This is a genomic window from Nocardia mikamii NBRC 108933 (assembly GCF_001613505.1).
Taxonomy (GTDB): Bacteria; Actinomycetota; Actinomycetes; order Mycobacteriales; family Mycobacteriaceae; genus Nocardia; species Nocardia mikamii.
This window is the reverse complement of sequence record NZ_BDCM01000013.1, coordinates 29,632-50,409: the sequence shown is the minus strand read 5'-3', so window position 1 is coordinate 50,409 and position 20,778 is coordinate 29,632. Positions and strand designations below refer to the sequence as shown.

Sequence of the window (20,778 nt, the reverse complement as noted above, 5' to 3'; positions counted from 1 at the left end):
AAGATGAAAGGTGTTGTCATGAGCGAACTTCTGCGACTGGACGCGATGGCTCTGGCCCTGATCGGCCACGACGTGGTCACACTCGACGACGCGGACCTCACCGCCCCGACGCCGTGCGCGGGATGGAATGTCGCCGATCTGATCACCCATATGAACGAGCGGCACGAGGCGGTCAACGCCACCGTGCTCGAGACCTCGGTCGGCGGCGTGGACGATCCGCGCGCAGAGTTCGCGCAGATCACGGCGCGCTGGATCGCCGCGATGGAACGCTCCGGCGAGGTGGTCGTGTTGCCGCGGTCCGGTCCGCTGCCCACCGAACACGTGCTCGGTGTCCATCTGGTGGACATGCTCACCCACCGCTGGGACCTCGCCCGGGCCCTGCGCCGTCCCTGCCCGGTGCCGGCGCGATTGCTGACCGCGGCCCTGCCCATCGCGCGCTCGATCACCGCGCCCGGCAGTCCGCTCAACGGCCCGGGCGGCGCCTATCGCCCTCGGCTGGCCGAGGACGAATCCCGCCCGCCGCTGGACGCTCTCGTCGCCCTCCTCGGCCGCGATCCGGACTGGTGCGGGTGAGCGTGCGGCGCTACGGCTTTCGGGCGACCGCGCCCCAGCAGTTGACCTGCTTGTCGAGCCAGGACGGGGGTTCGATGCCGGGGCGCCAGCGGTTGACCGCGACTACGCCGGGATCCAGCAGTTCGAGGCCGTCGAAGAAGGCGGCGAATTCGTCGCGGGTGCGAGCCTGCGCGTAGACGGCGCTGCGGCGGTACATCTCGAGCGCCCGGTCCATCCCTTCCGGGTCCAGATCGGCGGTGATGTGGGATGCGATCACGAACGAGCCGGGCGCGAGGTTGTCGAGCAGGGTCTTCAGCACGCCGGCCGGATTCTGGTCGGCGGACAGGAAATGCAGCACCGCGACCAGGCTCAGCGCCACCGGACTGGCCAGATCGAGGGTGTCGCGCAATTCCGGTGCGGACAGGATCGCCTCGGGATCGGTGAGGTCGGCCTGGATGTAGGCGGTGCGGCCCTCGGGCGATCCCGCGAGCAGGGCGCGCGCGTGAGCCAGCACCACCGGGTCGTTGTCGGCGTACACCACGCGGGCCTCCGGCGCCCGTTCCTGCGCCACCTGGTGCAGATTGGGTTCGGTCGGGATGCCGGTGCCGATGTCGAGGAACTGTTTCACCCCCGCGTCGGCGAGGACGTCGACGGCGCGATGCATGAACTGCCGGTTGTGCCGGGCCGCGATCCGCACCGTCGGAAAGCCCTCCATGACCTGCTCGAGGGCGCGGCGGTCGACTTCGTAGTTGTCCTTGCCGCCCAATGCGTAGTCGTAGATGCGGGCACTGCTGGGCGCCTCGGCATCGGAGGTCGCACTGGTGTCGGATGCGGTCATCACAGTCCTGTCGGCACGGGATCGTCTCGCTCGGATGATATGCGAAACCAAGCACTCGTGCACGGATTCCCGGGCCGACCGGAACATGTTGGCGATCAATGGGATTGGCGGATCCGGACGCGCCGGTTCGCCGATTTCGCGCGACATTACGGACCTGCGGCCCGAATCGGACGGATCAGCCGGCGACCACGGGGGCGAGCACCTCCTCGCACCACTGCCGGAAACCGGTGGGGGAGTAGGACTCCGGTGTGCGCGGCGTGTCGTAGAGGCCGTCCTCGACCGCGGCCGACATATCCACCAGGCCCTGTGCCCAGGCCGCGCTCATCCCGTGCGCCGTCAGCGACGCCGCGTAGTCGGGCGCCGGCACCTGCTGGTAGCCGATCGAGCGGCCGAGCACCTCGGACATGATGCGTGCCATCTCGTTGTGCGACAGATCTTCCGGACCGCGGATCTCCACGCTGTCCTGTCCGGTCCAGGAGTCGTCGAGCAGCAGCCGTGCCGCGACGGCCGCGATATCCCGGGTGGCGCAGGTGGGTGCGCGGAGATCGCCGGAGACGGTGCCGAAGAAGGTGCCCATGTTCCGGATCGGATCGACCTGCCGGAGCATATTTTCCATGAATCCGGGCGGGCACAACGACCGATAATGCACCCCGCTGCTCTCGATCAGCGCGTCCATGGCGAAGATTGCCGAAATCTGGCCCGCCTTACGGCCGTTGGTGCGGCCGAGGCTCGAGACGGCGACGACGCGGCCGATGCTGTCGAGCGACTCGCACAGCGGCGTCACGAATTCCAGGACGTGCCCGGGGACGCTGGGCGCCGACGGATTCGGCGGCACCAGCCAGAACACGGTGTCGGCGCCCTTCACCGCGGCGGCGACGACCTCGCGGTCGGCGGTCGAACCCTGCACCACTTCGACCCGCTCGCGGATGTGCGGGGCCAGGCGCGCCGGGTCTCGGGCGATCACCCGGATCGGCTGATCGCTGTCGGCGACGAGGTCGAGGACCTGGTGGCCGATACTGCCTGTAGGTGTGGTGACGACGATCATGAGCTACTCCTGAACGAGTGCGACGTAAGTAAACTACACCGTACCGTTTACTTTGACGGAAGGGAAGACCGTATGGCGAGGCGTGGCGATCGACTGCGCGAACACATCCTGTGGACAGCCAAGGACGTCTTCCTCGAGGTCGGGTTCGAGCGGACGTCGATGGATGTGCTGGCCGCGCGCGCCGAAACCTCGAAGCGCACCCTGTACGCGCATTTCGAGAACAAGGACGCGCTGTTCCTCGCCGTCGTCGACTTCGTGCGGGGTCTGCATCTGACCCGCCTGGGGACTCCCGAGGACTACGGTGACGACCGCCTGGACGCGGTGACCGGATATTGCGTGGGATTCCTGTGGTCGGTGGTGTGGGTCCAGTCGGTGCGGACCTGCCGGCTGGTGATCGCCGAGGCGGAGCGGGTGCCGGCGGCCGCCGCCGACTTCTACGACGCCATCTTCGCGACCACGCGGCGCAACCTCACGGCCTTCGTCGCGGCGCAGTGGCGGTTGCCCGAATCCGAGGCGCAAGCCGCGGTGGACGAGATCTTCTCTCTCGCAATCCATCCCCGCTTCACCGCGGTCCTGTTCGGCGTCGAGGACGCGCCGGACGAGTGGCCCGAACGGCGACCGGGTCCCGCCGATCCCGACTACGAGCGGATTCGCCGGATCGTCACCGGTGTTCTCGGCGAGGTCTGACGCGCCGGCTCCGCGAACCTGTCGGTGCCCGTTCCTAGGGTGTGCGCATGGCACTGACCTTCGAGCGGTATTGCGATGAGATCGTGGCCCAGACCGAGATGCTGCGTGCCGCGCTCGCGCACGCCGACACCGCGGTTCCCGTGCCGAGCTGCCCGGGCTGGACCGTGGGGCAGCTGGGACGTCACCTCGGTGGCGCGCAGCGGTGGGCGCGGGCGGCGGTCGCCGGGCGGGTGCGAGAACCGTTGCCGGAGGACGACTTCGCGTTCCGGGATCTGTCCGGGTATCTGGACGAGGACCCCGAAGAACTGCGCGGCTGGCTCGTCGAGGGTGCCGCGGATCTGTCCGCCGAACTCCGCCGGGCCGGGCCCGGCCTCGAACTCTGGACCCCGGTGCCGGTCGTGCCGACGACGGACTTCTACGCCCGCCGCTTCACCCATGAAACGCTGATCCATCGGGCGGACGCCACGCTCGCTCTGGGTGCCGACTATCGCGCCGCGCCGGACGTGGCCGCGGACGCCATCGACGAATGGCTGGAACTGGCCTCGCTGCCGGTCATGTTCGACTACAAACCCGAATCCCGGGAACTGCTCGGCCCCGGCCGCACCCTGCACTTCCATGCCACCGACACGCCCGAGGACCTCCACGCCGAATGGATCGTCGATCTCACCGGCGACACCATCGGCTGGCGGCGAGCCCACGAGCGGGCCGCGGTCGCGGTTCGCGGACCTCTCACCGAACTCCTGCTGGTGATCTACCGTCGTCGGGTGGTCGAGGACGCCGAGATCGAGATTCTGGGCGATCGGGGACTGCTCGACTTCTGGCTCGACCGGGTCAGCTTCGGATGAGAGCCGGGCTCGCGCCACTCGAAACGCGAGCCCGGCAGCGCTTCCTCCGGCTCAGGCCAGCGGGTACTGTCCGGGCGGGTAGCTCCCGCCGAGGCCGCCACCCGGCGTGCCCGCGCCGCCCGCGCCGATCAGGTCGGAGATGAGGGTGATCACCGACTGGCCGACCGACAGCACATCGGATCCGATCGTGCCGAAATAACCCGCAAACGTGGAGAGCATGGGTCCGCCTTTCCAGGGGCATCCGAGGCCGTTCGCTATCAGGGTGACATATCGGTGATACCCGGTGGCGGCAATCTCATTGACGCACAGAGGTTTCGGGGTGAATGTCCGTAGTTGTCCGATCCGTCGGGCGGGCCGGCGGGGGCGCCGGGGTGCTCGGGCGGTGGTATGCCCACCCCCGGTTATGAATGGGATTGCATCATCATGCATAATCATTTGCAGTTGATGTGAGCCGTCCGAGGGCGGGTAGCGGCGGCACATCGCACCGGTGACATCGCGCACCCCCTACGCAAACGCACGAACCTGAGGAGCATCAGATATGGCCGATCGCGTCGTACTCGCCTATTCCGGCGGGTTGGACACCTCCGTTGCCATCAGCTGGATCGGCAAGGAGACCGGGGCCGAGGTGGTCGCCGTCGCGATCGATCTGGGCCAGGGCGGCGAGGATATGAACGTGGTGCGCCAGCGCGCACTGGACTGCGGCGCGGTCGAGGCCATCGTGGTCGACGCCCGCGACGAATTCGCCGACGAGTACTGCCTGCCGACCGTGCAGGCCAACGCCCTCTACATGGGCCGCTACCCGCTGGTCTCCGCGATCAGCCGCCCGCTGATCGTCAAGCATCTGGTCGAGGCCGCCGAATATCACGGCGCCACCACCGTCGCCCACGGCTGCACCGGTAAGGGCAACGACCAGGTCCGCTTCGAGGTCGGCATCGGCGCGCTCGCGCCCGATCTGAACGTCATCGCCCCCGTGCGCGACTACGCCTGGACCCGCGAGAAGGCCATCGCGTTCGCCGAGGAGAACGCGCTGCCGATCACGGTGAGCAAGAAGTCGCCGTTCTCGATCGACCAGAACCTGTGGGGCCGCGCGGTCGAGACCGGTTTCCTCGAGGATCTGTGGAATGCGCCGACCAAGGACGTCTACGACTACACCGTCGACCCGACCGTCAACTTCGAGGCGCCCGACGAACTGATCGTCACCTTCGACAAGGGTGTGCCGATCGCGATCGACGGCCGGCCGGTCAGCGTGCTCGAGGCCATCACCGAACTCAACAAGCGTGCCGGTCGCCAGGGCGTGGGCCGGCTGGATATGGTCGAGGACCGCCTCGTCGGCATCAAGAGCCGCGAGATCTACGAGGCGCCGGGCGCGATCGCGCTGATCACCGCGCACCAGGAACTCGAGGCCGTCACCGTCGAGCGCGAACTCGGCCGCTACAAGCGGCAGGTCGAGCAGCGCTGGGGCGAGCTGGTCTACGACGGCCTGTGGTTCTCCCCGCTCAAGCGGGCCCTGGACGCCTTCGTGCGCGATACCCAGCAGCACGTCTCCGGTGAGGTGCGGATGGTGCTGCACGGCGGCAACGTCGTCGTCAACGGCCGCCGCAGCGAGGAGTCGCTCTACGACTTCAATCTGGCCACCTACGACGAGGGCGACAGCTTCGACCAGTCGCTGGCCAAGGGCTTCGTCCAGATCCACGGCCTGTCCTCCAAGGTCGCCGCGCGCCGGGACCTGTCCAAGAAGTAGGAAACCGGCAGTTTCGGCTGGGCCGCGCGCCCGGCCGGCAGCCTGCGTGCCGGTCGTTGCCGGTCGGCCGCGCGGAGGCCCGTGCGCTCGGTCCTCGATCGCTCGATGGCCGCGCCGCAGAGGCCGCAGGTGTGCCACGATCAGGCCCCCTGACGCGGCAAGGTCTCCGAGCGCAACGCGAGTGGTGGACGCAGAAGGTTCGTGAGCGGGCGCCGGCCGTGCAGCACAGGCCGACGGATCCGATGGACGTGCGGCGCGCGGGAATGCGTCGCGGTAGGCGATCGTCTCCGCCATTCGGGTTCACCTCCGGCGGGCAGCCGGCACGGTTCGGCTGTGCGCACTCCTCGCGCCGAGTGCGTGCACGCCTGGTGCGGAGTCCGGAGCCGCACCTGGTGCGGAGTAGCCTGCCACCGGGTGACACCGCACGACCGCAGGGTGCGCATCGTGTAGGAGGCGACGCAGCCCCAACGGGAGGAGATGTCCGTGCGCAGTGACGACGACAGCTGGGATATCACCGAAAGTGTCGGCGCGACCGCCCTCGGTGTGGCCGCGATGCGGGCCGCCGAGACCCGGCGCCCCGATGCGCTGTTCCGTGATCCCTACGCCGCGCGTCTGGTCGAGGCCGCCGGTTCGGGCTGGAGCCACATCATGCGCGCTCAGATCGGGGCGGCATCGGGCGATGCCGATCCCGCGGGGAGCGAAGGCACGGCAGACGCCAGCGACGACGGTTCCGGTGCGGACGGCCCGTGCGGAACCGAGGGCAGACCCGTCTACAGCTCGCTGGCGGCGATGCTCATCGCTCGCACGGTCTACTTCGATGAATACTTCGCTGCCGCCTCCGCCGCCGGCATCCGGCAGGTCGTGATTCTCGCCAGCGGACTCGATGCCCGCGCTTACCGGCTCGAATGGCCTTCCGGCACTGTGGTTTTCGAGATCGACCAGCCGAAGGTGCTGGAGTTCAAGAACTCCGTGCTCGCCGATGAGCAACCCGCCGTCGACCGGCGCGCGATCGGTGTGGATCTGCGCCAGGACTGGCCGAAGGAGCTGTGGGACAACGGTTTCGATCCCACCGCACCGACCGCCTGGCTGGCGGAGGGACTGCTGCGCTACCTGCCCGGCGAGGCACAGGACCGGCTGTTCGGTGATATCGCGGCGCTCAGCGCGCCCGGCAGCCGGATCGCCCTGAACATCGGGCGCGGGCGAAGCGAGGATTCGCCCGCCCTGCAAGCGATGCGGGAGCGCCGCAAGCGACTGCTCGCCGAGGCCGGGATCACGTTGAACCTCGAAGAACTCTGGTACCCGTGGGAGGGCCGTACCGACCCGCGCGACTGGTTCACCGCGCACGGCTGGGCCGTGACGACCGGCGATCCGGTCGCCGTCCTGTCCGACCACGGCCGTGAGCAGCCCGAGGCCGCTCGCGCCGAACTGGATCGCCACATTCTGATGACCGCCACACGAGGAGACGAGAACCGATGAGCCAAGCCACCAACGAGGGCGCGTTGTGGGGTGGGCGTTTCGCCTCCGGCCCCGCCGCCGCCATGGCGGCGCTGAGCAAATCGACCCATTTCGACTGGGCGCTGGCGCCCTACGATATTCGCGCGTCCAAGGCGCACGCTCGGGTGCTGCACAAGGCCGGACTGCTGTCGGAGGCCGATCTGGCGGGCATGCTGGACGGGCTCGACCGGCTCGCGGCCGATGTCGCCTCCGGCGCGTTCACCCCGGCCGAATCCGACGAGGACGTGCACGGCGCGCTCGAACGCGGTCTGATCGATCGGGTCGGCGCCGAACTCGGCGGCCGGTTGCGTGCGGGACGTTCGCGCAACGATCAGGTGGCCACCCTGTTCCGCATGTGGTTGCGTGATGCGGTGCGCCGCATCGCCTTCGGCGTGCTCGAGGTCGTCGACGCCCTGGTCGAGCAGGCCGCGGCGCATCCGGACGCGGTGATGCCCGGCAAGACCCACCTGCAGGCGGCCCAGCCGGTGCTGCTGGCCCATCAGTTGCTCGCCCACGCGCACCCGCTCCTGCGCGATGTGGACCGGCTGCGCGACTTCGACAAGCGCGCGGCGATCTCCCCGTACGGTTCGGGCGCACTCGCCGGTTCGTCGCTGGGCCTCGATCCCGAAGCGATCGCCGCCGATCTGGATTTCGATGCCGCCGCGGCCAATTCGATCGATGCGACCTCCGCGCGCGACTTCGCCGCCGAGGCCGCCTTCGTCCTCGCGATGATCGCTGTCGATCTGTCGCGCATGGCGGAGGAGATCATCATCTGGAGCACACCGGAATTCGGCTACATCACCCTCGCCGATGCCTGGTCGACCGGATCGTCGATCATGCCGCAGAAGAAGAACCCCGACGTGTCGGAGCTGACCCGCGGTAAGGCCGGGCGCCTGATCGGCAACCTCACCGGTCTGCTGGCCACGCTCAAGGCGCAACCGCTGGCCTACAACCGGGATCTGCAGGAGGACAAGGAGCCGCTGTTCGATTCGGTGGCACAGCTGGAACTTCTGCTGCCCGCCATCGCCGGTCTGGTCTCCACCCTGACCTTCTACACCGAGCGGATGGCCGAATTGGCGCCCGCCGGATACACCCTGGCCACCGATATCGCGGAATGGCTGGTGCGCCAAGGCGTTCCGTTCCGCGTGGCGCACGAGGCGGCGGGTGCGTGCGTGCGCGCCGCCGAGACACGTGGCGTCGGCCTGGACGAGTTGACCGATGCCGAGTTCGCCGCCGTGGACCCGGCCCTGACGCCGCAGGTGCGCGAGGTGCTCACGGTGCAGGGCTCGATCGCCTCACGCAACTCCCGCGGTGGTACCGCCGGCGTGCGGGTCGCCGAACAGCTGGGCGAGGTCCGCACCACAGCCGCCGAAGCCCGCACCTGGCTGAGCTGAACCGGCGGACGGGGCCTGCCCTGTCGACACGGGCGGGTAATTCGGGCGTCGCGCCCGATATCGTGCGCGCATGATGTTCCTCTTTCTCGGATTGGCCATCGTGACCGAGGTGTCGGCGACGGTGTCGCTGAAGCTGTCCGAGGGATTCACCAAGCTGGTGCCCTCGATCGTCGTGGTGGTCGGCTATGTGGCGGCGTTCGTCTTCCTGTCGCAGGCTCTGAAGCGGGGGATGTCGGTCGGCGTCGCCTACGGGGTGTGGTCGGCGATCGGGGTGGCGCTGGTCGCCACGATCGGCGTGCTGTTTCTCGACGAGCCGCTCTCGGCGGTGCAGATCGGCGGCATCGCGCTCCTGATCGCCGGGGTGCTGGCGCTGGAACTGGGAGGCGCGCACTGACGCGTTCGGCTGCGCGGTACCCAGGCCGATCCGGTCGCCGGACTGCCCGAGGCCGAGTTGCATGTCTGGTACGAGCAGCCCAGCGCAGGCGGGCCTGCTGTTCCGACCGGCATCGAGCTGCCCGCGGACGCCGAGATCTACCTATGCGGCGGCACCGGCTTCCCGCGGGCGGCACGGGCGCAGCTGACGGCCGCCGGTGTCGCCGACGAGCAGGTCCACTTCGTACTGTTCGCCCCCCGACGACTGGTTGCTGGATCTGTGAGCCGGCTCAGCGGCCGGTGCGCGCCGTAGCCAGGACCCCGTGCAGCCACGGCGTGAAATCCGCTGGGGCGGAAGCGATATCGGCGTCGAGCCGATTCGGATCAGCCCAGCGCAGCGCGGCTACTTCGGCCGGGTCGGGATGTTCGGGCACGCCGGTGAACTCACCGATCAGTACGTGATCCCATTCGTCCTCGACCCGCCCGGTCGCGGGGTCGTCGGCCCGGTAGCGATAGACCCCGACCTCACGCAGTTCCGCGCCGATCCGCAGTTCCTCGCCCAGCCGGACGGTGGCGGCCTCGACGAGGGACTGGCCCGGCCCCGGGTGTCCGCAACAGGTGTTGGACCAGCGCAGCGGGAACCGGGTCTTGACCGCGGCCCGCTGCTGCAGCAGCACCCGCCCGTCCGGTCCGAACAGCAGCACCGAGAACGCGCGGTGCAGCCGTCCGGGCGCGGTGTGCGCGTCGGACACCGGGCAGATTCCGGTCGCGCGGCCCTGCTCGTCGACCAGTTCGACGGGCAGGGACTCGCGGTCGACCCTGCTGTCGGTGGAGGTGGTGTGGGTGCCGGTCACCGCCCTACCTTATCGGCGGCGAAAACGCGGCGCCGCCTGCCGCACCCGCACCCCGTCCATGCGCAACCTGTGATCGCGGATGGGGCCGATCACAACGGGGCCGCAGTAGGCTGTCGATGTGGCAGGCTCGACCCGCACGCAGGGGGCGTGAAGGTGTGAGCGCAGGGCACAAGGGCTGGGAGTGGTTGTGAAATTCGATACGAGAATCCTGACGGGACCGGCGCGGCGGTTGATGGCGACCGCGCAGAACGGTCTCGAGGTCATCCGTTTCGGCGGCCTCGCCCACGATGTGGAGTCTTCGCCCTTCGAGGTCACCGAGCGCAAGCGGATGTACCGGCTGCGCCACTACTTTCCCGACGATCCGGCCCCGGACCGGCCCGTCGCGCTGCTGGTGCCACCGCTGATGGTCAATGCCGACATCTACGACGTCAACGCCGAGGGCGGCGCCGTCGGCATCCTGCATCGCGCCGGAATCGATTGCTGGGTACTGGATTTCGGCTCACCGGCCACCGAGGAAGGTGGCTGGCAGCGCGATCTGGCCGACCATGTCCTCGCCCTGTCGAGCGCGATCGACACGGTCAACGAACTGACCGGCCGCGGCGTGCACCTGATGGGGTACTCGCAGGGCGGCATGTTCGCCTACCAGGCCACCGCGTTCCGCTACGGCAAGGGCGTGCAGAGCATCGTCACCTTCGGCAGCCCGGTCGACATCGTGGCGGGCCTGCCGTTCGGGCTGCCCTACGGGCTGGTGTCGGAGGTGGCCGATTTCGTCGCCGACCACGTCCTGACCCGCCTGCCCATCACCGATGCCATGGTGCGCGTCGGCTTCCAGTTGCTCGACCCGGTGAAGACCGCGAAGGCCCGCATCGACTTCCTGCGCCAGCTGCACGACCGAGAGGCGTTGCTGCCCAAGGAACGTCAGCGCCGCTTCCTCGAACACGACGGCTGGGTGGGCTACTCCGGACCGGCGGCCGCCGATCTGCTCAAGCAGTTCGTCGCGCACAACCGGATGATGTCCGGCGGCTTCGTCATTCGTGATCAGCCGATCTCGCTGGCCGAACTCAAATGCCCCATCCTCGCCTTCGTGGGTGAGGTCGACGATATCGGCCAACCGGCCGCGGTGCGCGGCATCGTGCGTGCGGCGCCGAACGCCGAGGTCTACGAGGCCACGCTGGTGGCAGGGCATTTCGGCCTGGTGGCGGGCAGTACCGCCACCAACCAGACCTGGCCGCTGGTGCGCGACTGGGTGAACTGGCTGGGCGGGCACGCCGACCTGCCCGAACAGATCGCGCCCATGCACGAGCACGTCGCCGCCGACCGCCAGTCCACCGCCGCCACTCGGGTCGTGCACACCGCGGCCACCCTGGCCGAAGCCGGCGCCGGAATCGGCGCGGCATTCGGCAGCCTGGCCGGAAACGCGCTGCGCGGATCGAAGGAGCTGACGGGGGAGGCCGCCCGGGCGCTGCCCCGGCTGACCCGGCTCGGCATGATCCAGCCGCACACCCGGATCTCGCTGGGCCGTCTGCTGGCCGAACAACAGCGCAGCGCGCCGATGCAGGACCTGTTCCTCTTCGACGACCGAGTGCACACCCACGCCGCGGTCGGCGCCCGCATCGACAATGTGGTGCGCGGGCTGATCTCGGCCGGCGTACGCCCCGGCACCCGTGTCGGGGTGCTGATGGAAACCCGGCCGAGTGCGCTGGCCTCGGTCGCGGCGCTCTCGCGCATCGGGGCGGTGGCGGTGCTGCTGGCCCCGGGCAGCGAGACGACGCGGGCGGTCGAATCGACGGGGACCACCGTGATCGTGGCCGATCCGGAGAATTTCCGGGCCGCGGCCGCCGCGGGGATCCGGGTTCTGGTGCTCGGTGGCGGCAATGCCCGCACGCTCGACATTCCGGACGGCGCCGACGTGGTCGACCTGGAGCAGGTCGACCCCGCGGCGGTGGCGCTGCCGGGCTGGTTCCGCCCCGATCCCGGGCTGGCGCGCGAACTGGCATTCATCCTGGTCACCGGTACCGGCGACAAACTCGATCTGAAGTACATCACCAACCACCGGTGGGCGCTGTCCGCCTTCGGCACCGCGACGGCGGCCGACCTGGACCGGCGCGATACGGTGTATTGCCTTGCGCCGCTGCATCATTCGTCGGGGCTGCTGGTGAGCCTGGGTGGCGCGGTCGCCGGTGGCAGCCGGATCGCGCTGGCCCGGTCGCTGGATCCGCCCAGCTTCGCCGCGGAGGTCCATCGCTACGGGGTCACGGTGGTCACCTACACCTGGACCATGCTGCGCGACATTCTCGATGCCGAAACCTTCCCCGCCGGCCACTCGCATCCGATCCGGCTGTTCATCGGTTCCGGTATGCCCGCCGGTCTGTGGCGGCGCACCACGGAACGGTTCGCCCCCGCGCGGGTGCTGGAGTTCTATGCCTCCATCGAGGGGGATGTGGTGCTCGCGAACGTGGCGGGCGTGAAGATCGGCTGCAAGGGCCGCCCGGTGCCGGGCACGGCGAAGGTGGAACTGATCTCCTACGATCCGATCGCCGAGCAGATCGTCACCGACACAAGAGGTTTCGCGCGTCGCGCCGCCGACAACGAGGTGGGCCTGCTGATCGGGCGGGCGGCCGACACCGTCGACATCTCCCGCGGCGGACTGCGCGGGGTCTTCAGCGCCGGTGACGCCTGGATGCCGACGGAGAATCTGTTCCGCCGTGACAGCGACGGCGACTACTGGCTGATGGACCGTCGCGACACCGTCATCGCCACCGCGCGGGGACCGGTCTACACCCAGCCGATCGTGGACGCGCTCAACGACATCGCCGCCGTCGACATGGAGGTCGCGTTCGGCCACCGCACCCCGAGCACCACGCTCGCGGTCGCCGTGGTGAGCGTGCGCGCGGGCCACCGCCTGGAACCCGCCGACGTCACCGAGGGCCTGCGCGCCCTCGACCCCGCCCAGCGACCCGATGTCGTTCAGGTGGTGGAAGAGATTGCCCGCAGCTCCAGCTTCCGTCCCGCCACCCACGCGGTGCGGTCGGCCCTTCGCCTCGAACCGAACGAGAACACCTGGTACTACAACCGGGAAGCGGAAGGCTACGAGGTGCTCACCCCGGAGGTCGCGGCGGCGCTGCTGAAATAGACGTCACGGGGCGGCAGCGGGCGCGTGCAGCGCCCGCTTCGGTCCGGCAGACGGCCGGCTCCCCTCGTTTTTCGAGGCGCTGCGCTCACACCGCGAAAGCCGTGACCGTCTCGATCACCCGCGCGACCTGCCGATCGTTCAGATCCGGCCACAGCGGCAGGCGCAGCAGGGTCGCCGAGAAGTCGTCGGTGCGCGGGCAGGGGACCGTGGTGCGGCCCAGTTTCTGCCCGGCCGGGCTGGAGTGCAGCGGCACGTAGTGGAACGGGGCCGAAATGCCTTGTTCGCGAAGGTATCCGATCAACGCGTCGCGGGCGTCCTCGGTCGGAGTGCGCAGGTAGTACAGATGCGCGGTGTGCTCGCGATCCTGCGGGACCTGCATCAGCCGCACGTCGTTGCGCGCGGCCCACTCCGGCAGTGCGGCGGCGTAGGCGTTCCACACCCGCAGGCGGCCGGCCTGGATCCGGTCGAATTCGGCCAGTTGCGCATCGAGCACCGCGGCATTCAACTCACTGGGAAGATAACTCGATCCGATGTCCTGCCAGGAGTACTTGTCGACCGCCCCGCGCAGGAACCGGGCGCGGTCGGTGCCCTTCTCGCGGATGATCTCGGCGCGCCCCATGAGGATCTCGTCGGTGAGCAGGATGGCCCCGCCCTCACCGCAGTGCACGTTCTTGGTGTCGTGGAAGCTGAGTGCGCCGACGGTGCCGATCGTGCCCAGCGGCCGCCCGCGCCACCGGCCGCCGAGGCCGTGCGCGGTGTCCTCGACGATGGCCAGGCCGTGCGTCTCGGAAATCTCGAGCAGCCGGTCCATATCGGCGCCGACGCCGCCGTAGTGGATGACCACGATCGCCTTGGTCCGCTCGGTGACCGCCGCGGCCACCGACTCCGGGTCGAGGTTGCCGCGCTCGTCGATATCGGCGAAGACGCAGGTGGCCCCACGCATCGCGACCGCGGTGGCGGTGGAGGTGAAGGCGAAACTGGGGACGATCACCTCGTCGTCGGGACCCAGTTCGAGCAGCAGCCCGGCCATCTCCAGAGCGTGGGTGCACGAGGTGGTCAGCAGGGCGTGCGGGGCGCCGGTGATGGCGCGCAATTTCGCCGTCGCCGCCGCGGTGAACGGCCCGTCACCGTGACTGTGGTCGGAGGCCAGGACGGCGGCCAGATTGGTCAGCTCGGCCTGGGCGCGGTAGGGACGGCTGAAGAGGATGCGGTCAGTGCTCACCCGGATCGTGTCCCCCGATTGCTGCGGCCGTGGTCGGAACCCGCGCCTCGGCGTGCGGACGCGGTGTCGGGGAATCTACCGTCAGATACAGCGGTTTGCCCACCAGCACGTGCAACGCCACACCCAGATACTCCGCGATCAGGCCGAGCGAGAACAGGATCGCGCCCGAGACCAGCAGCAGCACCACGATGATCGAGGCCCAGCCCTCGGGGTCGTGACCGTTGCCGAACAGGGCGTTCCAGATCACCACCGCGGCCATCACGGCACCACCGGCGGCCAGGGTGACGCCCAGCATGCTCACCAGGCGCAGGCCGCGAGTTCCGCTGCACAGCACCATCTTCCAGAACAGCGAGAACAACCGGCGGTAGTTGTAACCGGACTCTTCGCGGCCCTCCGCGCGCAGCACCACCGGCGCCTGCGCGGTGTTGTCCACCACCCAGGTCAGCGCCACATCCAGATAGACCCCGTTGGAGGCGACCTCGGCCAGCTGACGGCCGATGTCGCCGCGGATCAGCCGGTAGCTTTCGAAGCGGGTGGAATCGGGGAAGGCGAAGACCGTCGCCAGTACCACCTTGGCCCCGCGCGAGGTGAGGTTGCGCAGGAGGCCGTGCGGGCGGGTGTTGGTCGGCTTCGAATAGACCAGATCAGCGCGCTGGGCGAGCGCGGTGTCGAGGAAGGTGCCGATGAATCCCGGATCGTGTTGTCCGTCTTCGTCCATCGTGACGATCCACTCGCCGCGGGCGGCGGCCATCCCGGCGATGGTGGCCGCGTCCTGTCCGAAGTTGCGACTCAGCCAGATGACCCGCACCTGCGGATATTCGGCGGCCAGCCGCTGCAGCACGACGTCGGAACGGTCGGGGCCGTGGTCGTGGACCAGCACGATCTCCTCGACCGCGAAATGGTTGCCCTCCGGCGTCGCCGAGGACTGCGACACGGCGTGTAGTTCGGCGACCAGGCCGGCGATGGTCTGCTCCCCGCGATACACCGGGATCACCACCGAGACCGCATGCACCCGCTCGCCGCCGCCGGTGACCGGGAGGTGAACATCCGGTGTCGGAGCCTGCCCGGCGGCAGGGGGATGTGCGGTTGCGGACGGAATCGGCATCAGCTGGTTCGACTTTCGATGACGGTGCGCACCGGAACTCCTCGCCTGTATCCAGAGCCCGAATCGGGGTGAACTCTAACACGCTGCTGGTCACCGGCTTCGGCTCCGCGAGTGGGCGGTGGTTTCCGGGTGCGGTGACCGTGAGCGCGCGGGCGGGTAGGGTCTGTCAATCGTGGTGGAAAGTGCAGTGTCGACGACGGCGCTCGCGGAGCCCGGGGAGGATCGGCGCGATGTCGCCGTCGATGATGGGCGGCCTGCCGCTCCCCGGCCCGAGCAGAGTGCCGCGGGGCATCCGCGGCGGATCGTGTTCCGATGGGGAGCGATCACCGCACTCGGAGTAATTGCGGGATATATCGCGGTGCTGCTCGCCAACGCGCGGCACTTCTACACCGACGACACCGAGTCCCAGTACACACCGCTGTGGGTGATGCTCGGCCGGCATCTGCGCGAGGGCCATCTGCCGCTGATGGTGCCCGAACAATGGATGACCGGGAACTACACCATGGAAGAGGCGGGCCTGTTCAATCCGCCGCAACTGCTGATCGATCTGATCGCGCCCTCGGTGGACAATCTCGCGCTGCTGGCGACGGTCGTCAAACTGGTCTTCTCGATCGTCGCCGCACTCGGCGTGTACCGGGTCTGCCTGGTTTACGGCAGTCGCGCGTCCTGGGCTGCCGTGGCGGGCATCGCCTTTCCGCTCTCGGGCTGGTTCCTGTTCTTCGACGAGGCAAGCTGGGTCACCGCGCTGACCGGCACCGCCTGGATGCTGCACGCCTGGGCCAGTGCCGTGCGCTATGCCCGCGGCCCGGCCGGTGATCGGTCGCGCTACGGCGGCACCCGCGGCTACGGGCCGATACCGTTGTTCGTCTTCCTGTACCTGGCGATTTCGGTCGAATACGTCTTTCCGGCCGTCGAGGCGGCGCTGATGCTGGTGGCCGTCGCGGTAGGGGAGATCGTCGTCCAACGCGCCTGGCGGCCGGTGCTGCGGGTGGCGGTGGTCGCCGCCGCGGCCGGTATGGCCGGTTTGATGACGTATCTGCCGAGCATGCTGTCCGCGACGGTGAGCTGGCGGGGCAATTCCCAGATCAACAACGACCGGTTCCTGACGGTGCCGTGGTCGGAATCGCTGAACGCCAGCCTGCCGTCGGCGATGCCGGCGTTCACCTCGTGGTGGGGATATGTGCAGCCGCTGCCGGTCACCTATATCGCGTGGTTCCTGATCCCGGCGCTGGCATTCGTCGACTGGAACGGCGCGCGCCGGGTCTGGCGGGAACTGATCTCGGTGGCGCTGTTCGCCATCATGTTCCTGATGTGGACGGCGGGACCGGGGACGGTCGGCCCGCTGCGCTGGCCGGCGCGGGTGCTGCCGATGGTGGCGGTCGGCCTGCTGATCCTGGTCTGCGTACTGCTGGGCCGGTTCGGCACCGTGCGCGACCGGCGCCCGCGCGCGGTGGCGGCGGCGGTGCTGATCGGATTGCTCTGGGTGCGAACGTTTTCCGCCGACCCGCACGACATCTGGTGGCATGTGCTCTCCGCGCTCGCGGTCGCGGCGCTGGGCGCCGGCGTGGTGTGGCTGTGGGCGCGGCGCGGAAGCGGGGCGGCCGCACTGGCAACCGCCGTCGCCATGCTCCCGATCGCCTACCTGCAGGTGTATCTGGTGCAGCCGACGCCGATGGGCTGGAATCTGCCCGTGCACCGCTCCGAGGCGGAAGCGGCGTTCCCGGCCTTCGACGGCGTCACCATCCAGCTCGGCGACCGCGGGCTGCTGCAGCCGGAGGACAAGAGCCTGCGGGGCGCCTACGGATCGCTGGTGTTCGGCAACTTCGCCAAGGACGTGCATCGCAACTACGTCAACGGCTACACACCCAACGGGCACTACTGGTTCGGCGAGATGCTGTGCATGCGCTGGGATTCCAGCGTCTGTCCGGACTCGTTCCGGCGGCTGTTCACCCCCGAGCCGTCCACCGGGGTCGCCCCGGTGGACCTGATGAAACTCGACCGGGTGGTCCTGCAGCGTGCCATGTACCCGGAGCTGGGCAACCAGCCCGCGCCGCCGGGCTGGAAGTGGGTCGACTATCCGGGCCACGAACGCTACATCTGGGTACTCGAGCGTGAGCAGGGCCTGGTTTCCACGCTCGACGGCCGCATCGCCGACGCGCACGACGTGCAGGCGAGCTCGCTGTCGGAATCGGACCGCACCAGCCGGGTACGCGTGAGCTCACCCGACGGCGGGCGTGTGGTCCTCGCGCGGCTGAACTGGCCCGGCTATCGCGCCACGCTGGACGGGCACGATCTGCCGATTCGCGAGGTGGCGAAATCGATTGTCGCCGTGGATATTCCGGCTGGAACCCGCGATGCCACGCTGGAGGTCTCCTGGGAGCCGCCGGGGTGGCGCATCGGTGTCGCCGCCGCGGCCGGCGGCCTGGTGCTGCTGGCGGTGATGCAGTGGCTGTACCTGCGTTCCCGGCGGCGTCCCGGCGAATCCGGCGAACCGGTAGAGCAGGAAGCCGCGGGCGCGATCTCGTGAGCGTCGGTGCGGACGGAGCGGCCGCGGCGCGGGTGGCGGGGGAGCCGGACACCCCGCCGCCGGGCCTGCTGCTGCGACTGATCCGCCGCCAGGAGATCGCCTTCGCCGCGGTCGGCGCGGCCAACACGCTGCTGGGCATGGGGCTGACGGTGATGTGGCTGAAACTGCTGCCCGGCGGCTGGCCGCCCGCGGTGGCGGTGGCGCTGGCCTACTCGATCAGCATCGTGTTCGCCTTCTTCGCCCATCGCACCCTGGTCTTCCGGGTGCGCGGTCACCTGCTCGCCGATTTCGCGCGATTCGTCGCGGTCAACTCGGGCGGGCTGATACTGAACATGGCGGGAGTGCAACTGGCGGTCGGGGTGTTCGACCTGCCGGAGACTCCCGCGACGGTCGTGGTGATGGGGCTGGTGGCGGTGCTCAGCTTCTTCGGGCATCGGCACATCTCGTTCCGGCGGGCGGCCCGGCCCGCGGATCATGTCGACGGGTAGGTTGTCGGATATGGCGGAGCAAACCCTGGACCCGACGTTGTTGAGCCTGCTGGCCTGTCCGGAGGACAAGGGGCCGTTGTCGCTGGTCCGCGACGCGGACGGCAACAGCGTGCTCTACAACCCGCGCCTGCGCCGCGCCTACCCGGTCGACAACGGGATCCCGGTGCTGCTGGTGGACGAGGCCCGTGCGGTCGGCGACGCCGAGCACGAGGCCTTCACCGCCCAGGGCTGAGCGCGTCCGGCCGGCGGTGTATCAGCCGCCGGCGATCGGCAGCTCGCCCGTCAGATAGCGCTGCATCGTCGGCCCGACCGCCGCGGCCAGCTCGTCCAGCGGCATGGACGCCACGGGTTCGACCTGCAGAATTTTGCGCGCCACCAGCAGTCCGATCATCTGCGACGCGGCGAGTACCACTCGCGTCGTGCCGGTGCCCGGTGGCGAATCCACCTTCTCCCGAACGTCTTTCAGGGCGACCTCCAGCAGGAAGCTGCGCGCCAGCGCGGCATCCCCGCCCGCGAGGATGCCCCGGAAGGCCGCGACCGCGTGCTCTCCCACCGAGGAATCCCACGCGCCGACCACGGTCCGGACCACGGTCTCGCCCAGCCGGTCGAGTTCGGCGGCCCGGATCGGCCCGCGGATCACCTCCGGATCGATCGGCAGATTCAATGCGGCGGAGAACAATTGCTGTTTGGTGCCGAAGTAGTGATGTACCAGCGCGGGATCGACTCCCGCCGCGCCCGCGATCGAGCGGATCGACGCCTTGTCGAATCCGACCTCGGCGAAGCGGGTGCGCGCCGCGCCCAGAATCGCTTCCCGCGTACCGGATTCGCCGGCCCGCCGCCCGCTACGCCCGCTCACCCGATCGGTCACGTCGCTCATGCTGCTCCTTCCGCGGCAGCAGCGCGGCGCCGCCTGGTGACGCCGCGCTGCCGCCTCGGCGCCCGACCGCTCACGGCGTGCGCCGGCGAAGGGTGGCGGCGCCCAAAGCCAGTGCGACAGCGGCGAATGCGGCGACGATGCCCAGATCTCGCCACATCGCGGCGGTCGCACCCGGATGCCGGGAGACCTCCTGCAGCGCGTCGACCGCATAGCTGAGCGGCAGCACGTCGCTGATGATCTCCAGCCAGCGCGGCAGTTGATCGCGCGGGACCAGCAGGCCGCAGAGGAAGAACTGCGGGCCCACCACCAGCGGCATGAACTGCACGGCCTGGAATTCGGTGCGCGCGAAGGCACTGGCCAACAGGCCCAGCGCCACACCCAGCACCGCGTCGACCACGGCGATCAGCAGTACCAGCCAGGCGCTGCCCGCGGCCTGTAATCCCAGCAACCAGAAGGAGACCAGGCACGCCAGGCCCGCCTGCGCCGCCGCGGCGACGGAGAACGCGGTGCCGTATCCGCCCAGCAGATCCAGCTTCGACAGCGGTGTCGTCATCAGCCGCTCCAGCGTGCCCGAGGTCCGCTCGCGCTGCATGGCGATCGCGGTGATCAGGAACATCACGATGAAGGGCAGGATGCCCAGCATGCTGATCCCGACGCGGTCGAACAGCGACGGCACGCCGGGCATCGTCGGCGTCTCGTGATAGACGAAATACAACAGTGCCATGAGCAGCGTCGGCACCAGCAGCAGCATGGCGACGGTGCGCCGGTCCGCGCGCAACTGACGCAGGATGCGCGCCGAGGTCGCGGTGTAGCAGCGCAGCGGCCGGCGCGACGGCGGGGCGAATGTCGTTGTCATCGCGGCTGTCCCATCGTGATGAGGGCGAGAAATGCGTTCTCCAAACTGGTTTCGCCGGTGTCGGCGCGCAGTTTGTCGGGGGTGAGCTGGGCCAGGAGGTGGCCGTCGCGCATGAGCAGGAGCTGGTCGCAGTGCTCGGCCTCGTCCATGACGTGACTCGACACCACGAGTGTGCGGCCCTGACCGGCGAGTTCGTGGAACTGCTTCCACAGCTCGGCCCGCAGCACAGGATCCAGTCCCACGGTCGGTTCGTCGAGGACCAGCAGTTCCGGATCGGCGACCAGCGCACACGCCAGCGACACCCGCGTCCGCTGTCCGCCGGAGAGTTGATTGCCCCGGTGGCGGCTGTGCGGGGTCATGCCGACCTGGTCGATCGCCGCGTGCACCGCTTTCGCGTCGCGGCCGTAGAGCGCCGCGAAATAGGAGACGTTCTCCAGCACGCTGAGGTCGTCGTAGATGCTCGGCGCCTGCGTGACGTACCCGATACGGGACCGCAGACCACGGCTGCCGGCTTCCTCGCCGAGTACCCGCACGCTGCCGGCCTGGATCAGCTGGGTGCCGACGATGCCGCGCATCAGGGTGGTCTTGCCGCAGCCGGAGGGGCCGAGCAGGCCGGTGATGCTGCCCATCGGGACGGTCAGCGAAATATCGTGCAGCACTTCATGTCCCCCGCGCCGCACCCGCAGGTGCTCGACGGTGATCGCCGGGGACGAATCGGAGTTCGCCACGGTCCACCTCTCAGCTCGCA

General features: G+C 69.3%; 20 protein-coding genes. 11 read left to right on the top strand and 9 right to left on the bottom strand.

The window, feature by feature from the left end; genetic code table 11:
* The first annotated feature begins 18 nt into the window (after positions 1 to 18).
* Complete coding sequence (locus NMI01S_RS18305) at positions 19 to 573, top strand: TIGR03086 family metal-binding protein (RefSeq protein ID WP_062998866.1); 555 nt, start codon at positions 19 to 21, stop codon at positions 571 to 573.
* A gap of 10 nt (positions 574 to 583) precedes the next feature.
* Here the strand turns inward: NMI01S_RS18305 and NMI01S_RS18300 are convergent, their stop codons facing one another.
* Positions 584 to 1,390: an SAM-dependent methyltransferase gene (locus NMI01S_RS18300; protein ID WP_062999776.1), complete on the bottom strand. Its 807-nt coding sequence runs from the start codon at positions 1,388 to 1,390 to the stop codon at positions 584 to 586.
* Between the two features lie 175 nt (positions 1,391 to 1,565).
* Positions 1,566 to 2,435 carry an NmrA family NAD(P)-binding protein gene (locus NMI01S_RS18295; protein WP_062998864.1) on the bottom strand — a complete coding sequence of 290 codons (870 nt, stop codon included), beginning with the start codon at positions 2,433 to 2,435 and terminating at the stop codon, positions 1,566 to 1,568.
* Between the two features lie 72 nt (positions 2,436 to 2,507).
* On the opposite strand from NMI01S_RS18295, the gene NMI01S_RS18290 reads away from it, so the two are divergent.
* Both NMI01S_RS18290 and NMI01S_RS18285 read left to right on the top strand, forming a co-directional pair.
* On the top strand, positions 2,508 to 3,122 hold the full coding sequence (locus NMI01S_RS18290; RefSeq protein WP_062998862.1) for a TetR/AcrR family transcriptional regulator: 615 nt from the start codon (positions 2,508 to 2,510) through the stop codon (positions 3,120 to 3,122).
* A gap of 47 nt (positions 3,123 to 3,169) precedes the next feature.
* Positions 3,170 to 3,967 carry a maleylpyruvate isomerase family mycothiol-dependent enzyme gene (locus NMI01S_RS18285; RefSeq protein ID WP_062998860.1) on the top strand — a complete coding sequence of 266 codons (798 nt, stop codon included), beginning with the start codon at positions 3,170 to 3,172 and terminating at the stop codon, positions 3,965 to 3,967.
* Positions 3,968 to 4,018: 51 nt separating this feature from the next.
* Here the strand turns inward: NMI01S_RS18285 and NMI01S_RS34945 are convergent, their stop codons facing one another.
* Complete coding sequence (locus NMI01S_RS34945) at positions 4,019 to 4,186, bottom strand: hypothetical protein (protein WP_157126253.1); 168 nt, start codon at positions 4,184 to 4,186, stop codon at positions 4,019 to 4,021.
* 319 nt (positions 4,187 to 4,505) lie between these two features.
* Between NMI01S_RS34945 and NMI01S_RS18280 the strand changes: the two genes are divergently transcribed.
* From NMI01S_RS18280 to NMI01S_RS18265, 4 genes are all read left to right on the top strand, one after another.
* Complete coding sequence (locus NMI01S_RS18280; RefSeq protein ID WP_030518242.1) at positions 4,506 to 5,708, top strand: argininosuccinate synthase; 1,203 nt, start codon at positions 4,506 to 4,508, stop codon at positions 5,706 to 5,708.
* Between the two features lie 483 nt (positions 5,709 to 6,191).
* The gene (locus tag NMI01S_RS18275) at positions 6,192 to 7,184 is read left to right on the top strand and encodes a class I SAM-dependent methyltransferase (RefSeq protein WP_439956277.1); all 993 of its coding nucleotides are present in this window, start codon (positions 6,192 to 6,194) and stop codon (positions 7,182 to 7,184) included.
* Positions 7,181 to 8,596: an argininosuccinate lyase gene (gene argH, locus NMI01S_RS18270; protein WP_062998857.1), complete on the top strand. Its 1,416-nt coding sequence runs from the start codon at positions 7,181 to 7,183 to the stop codon at positions 8,594 to 8,596. Before NMI01S_RS18275 ends, argH begins: the two co-directional genes overlap by 4 nt.
* A gap of 70 nt (positions 8,597 to 8,666) precedes the next feature.
* The gene (locus NMI01S_RS18265) at positions 8,667 to 8,990 is read left to right on the top strand and encodes a DMT family transporter (protein ID WP_062998855.1); all 324 of its coding nucleotides are present in this window, start codon (positions 8,667 to 8,669) and stop codon (positions 8,988 to 8,990) included.
* 268 nt (positions 8,991 to 9,258) lie between these two features.
* Here NMI01S_RS18265 and idi read toward each other — a convergent pair whose 3' ends face one another.
* Positions 9,259 to 9,822 carry an isopentenyl-diphosphate Delta-isomerase gene (gene idi, locus NMI01S_RS18255; RefSeq protein WP_245716924.1) on the bottom strand — a complete coding sequence of 188 codons (564 nt, stop codon included), beginning with the start codon at positions 9,820 to 9,822 and terminating at the stop codon, positions 9,259 to 9,261.
* A gap of 181 nt (positions 9,823 to 10,003) precedes the next feature.
* Here idi and NMI01S_RS18250 point away from each other — a divergent pair, with 181 nt between their 5' ends.
* A complete protein-coding gene (locus NMI01S_RS18250) occupies positions 10,004 to 12,955 on the top strand; it encodes an AMP-binding protein (RefSeq protein WP_084513063.1) in 2,952 nt (983 codons plus the stop codon).
* Positions 12,956 to 13,040: 85 nt separating this feature from the next.
* On the opposite strand, the gene rffA is transcribed toward NMI01S_RS18250, so the two are convergent.
* Together rffA and NMI01S_RS18240 are read right to left on the bottom strand one after the other, a co-directional pair.
* A complete protein-coding gene (gene rffA / locus NMI01S_RS18245; RefSeq protein WP_062998849.1) occupies positions 13,041 to 14,177 on the bottom strand; it encodes a dTDP-4-amino-4,6-dideoxygalactose transaminase in 1,137 nt (378 codons plus the stop codon).
* Complete coding sequence (locus NMI01S_RS18240) at positions 14,167 to 15,189, bottom strand: glycosyltransferase (RefSeq protein WP_084513116.1); 1,023 nt, start codon at positions 15,187 to 15,189, stop codon at positions 14,167 to 14,169. The genes rffA and NMI01S_RS18240 overlap by 11 nt, the downstream gene beginning before the upstream one ends.
* Positions 15,190 to 15,586: 397 nt before the next feature.
* Between NMI01S_RS18240 and NMI01S_RS18235 the strand changes: the two genes are divergently transcribed.
* The 3 genes from NMI01S_RS18235 to NMI01S_RS18225 are packed head-to-tail and all read left to right on the top strand — an operon-like array spanning position 15,587 to position 18,529.
* Positions 15,587 to 17,809 (top strand): tol-pal system YbgF family protein, encoded by a 2,223-nt coding sequence (locus NMI01S_RS18235; RefSeq protein WP_062999772.1) that lies wholly within the window; start codon positions 15,587 to 15,589, stop codon positions 17,807 to 17,809.
* Positions 17,806 to 18,297, top strand: a complete 492-nt coding sequence (locus NMI01S_RS18230; protein WP_369689918.1) for a GtrA family protein — start codon at positions 17,806 to 17,808, stop codon at positions 18,295 to 18,297. Before NMI01S_RS18235 ends, NMI01S_RS18230 begins: the two co-directional genes overlap by 4 nt.
* A gap of 10 nt (positions 18,298 to 18,307) precedes the next feature.
* On the top strand, positions 18,308 to 18,529 hold the full coding sequence (locus NMI01S_RS18225) for a Trm112 family protein (RefSeq protein WP_036500728.1): 222 nt from the start codon (positions 18,308 to 18,310) through the stop codon (positions 18,527 to 18,529).
* A 21-nt stretch (positions 18,530 to 18,550) separates the two neighbouring features.
* On the opposite strand, the gene NMI01S_RS18220 is transcribed toward NMI01S_RS18225, so the two are convergent.
* The 3 genes from NMI01S_RS18220 to NMI01S_RS18210 form a co-directional block, all read right to left on the bottom strand.
* Positions 18,551 to 19,174: a TetR/AcrR family transcriptional regulator gene (locus tag NMI01S_RS18220; RefSeq protein WP_062998845.1), complete on the bottom strand. Its 624-nt coding sequence runs from the start codon at positions 19,172 to 19,174 to the stop codon at positions 18,551 to 18,553.
* A gap of 70 nt (positions 19,175 to 19,244) precedes the next feature.
* Positions 19,245 to 20,030, bottom strand: coding sequence for an ABC transporter permease (locus tag NMI01S_RS18215; RefSeq protein WP_062998843.1), 786 nt, complete (start codon positions 20,028 to 20,030; stop codon positions 19,245 to 19,247).
* Positions 20,027 to 20,758, bottom strand: coding sequence for an ABC transporter ATP-binding protein (locus NMI01S_RS18210; protein ID WP_062998841.1), 732 nt, complete (start codon positions 20,756 to 20,758; stop codon positions 20,027 to 20,029). The genes NMI01S_RS18215 and NMI01S_RS18210 overlap by 4 nt, the downstream gene beginning before the upstream one ends.
* Between the last annotated feature and the right edge of the window lie 20 nt (positions 20,759 to 20,778).

Coding starts and splice junctions, on each gene's coding strand:
- NMI01S_RS18280 (WP_030518242.1), top strand. CDS start 4,506: ATGGCCGATCGCGTCGTACTCGCCTATTCCGGCGGGTTGGACACCTCC.
- NMI01S_RS18225 (WP_036500728.1), top strand. CDS start 18,308: ATGGCGGAGCAAACCCTGGACCCGACGTTGTTGAGCCTGCTGGCCTGT.
- argH (WP_062998857.1), top strand. CDS start 7,181: ATGAGCCAAGCCACCAACGAGGGCGCGTTGTGGGGTGGGCGTTTCGCC.
- NMI01S_RS18305 (WP_062998866.1), top strand. CDS start 19: ATGAGCGAACTTCTGCGACTGGACGCGATGGCTCTGGCCCTGATCGGC.
- NMI01S_RS18300 (WP_062999776.1), bottom strand. CDS start 1,390: ATGACCGCATCCGACACCAGTGCGACCTCCGATGCCGAGGCGCCCAGC.
- NMI01S_RS18285 (WP_062998860.1), top strand. CDS start 3,170: ATGGCACTGACCTTCGAGCGGTATTGCGATGAGATCGTGGCCCAGACC.
- NMI01S_RS18220 (WP_062998845.1), bottom strand. CDS start 19,174: ATGAGCGACGTGACCGATCGGGTGAGCGGGCGTAGCGGGCGGCGGGCC.
- NMI01S_RS18215 (WP_062998843.1), bottom strand. CDS start 20,030: ATGACAACGACATTCGCCCCGCCGTCGCGCCGGCCGCTGCGCTGCTAC.
- NMI01S_RS18295 (WP_062998864.1), bottom strand. CDS start 2,435: ATGATCGTCGTCACCACACCTACAGGCAGTATCGGCCACCAGGTCCTC.
- NMI01S_RS18265 (WP_062998855.1), top strand. CDS start 8,667: ATGATGTTCCTCTTTCTCGGATTGGCCATCGTGACCGAGGTGTCGGCG.
- NMI01S_RS34945 (WP_157126253.1), bottom strand. CDS start 4,186: ATGCTCTCCACGTTTGCGGGTTATTTCGGCACGATCGGATCCGATGTG.
- NMI01S_RS18290 (WP_062998862.1), top strand. CDS start 2,508: ATGGCGAGGCGTGGCGATCGACTGCGCGAACACATCCTGTGGACAGCC.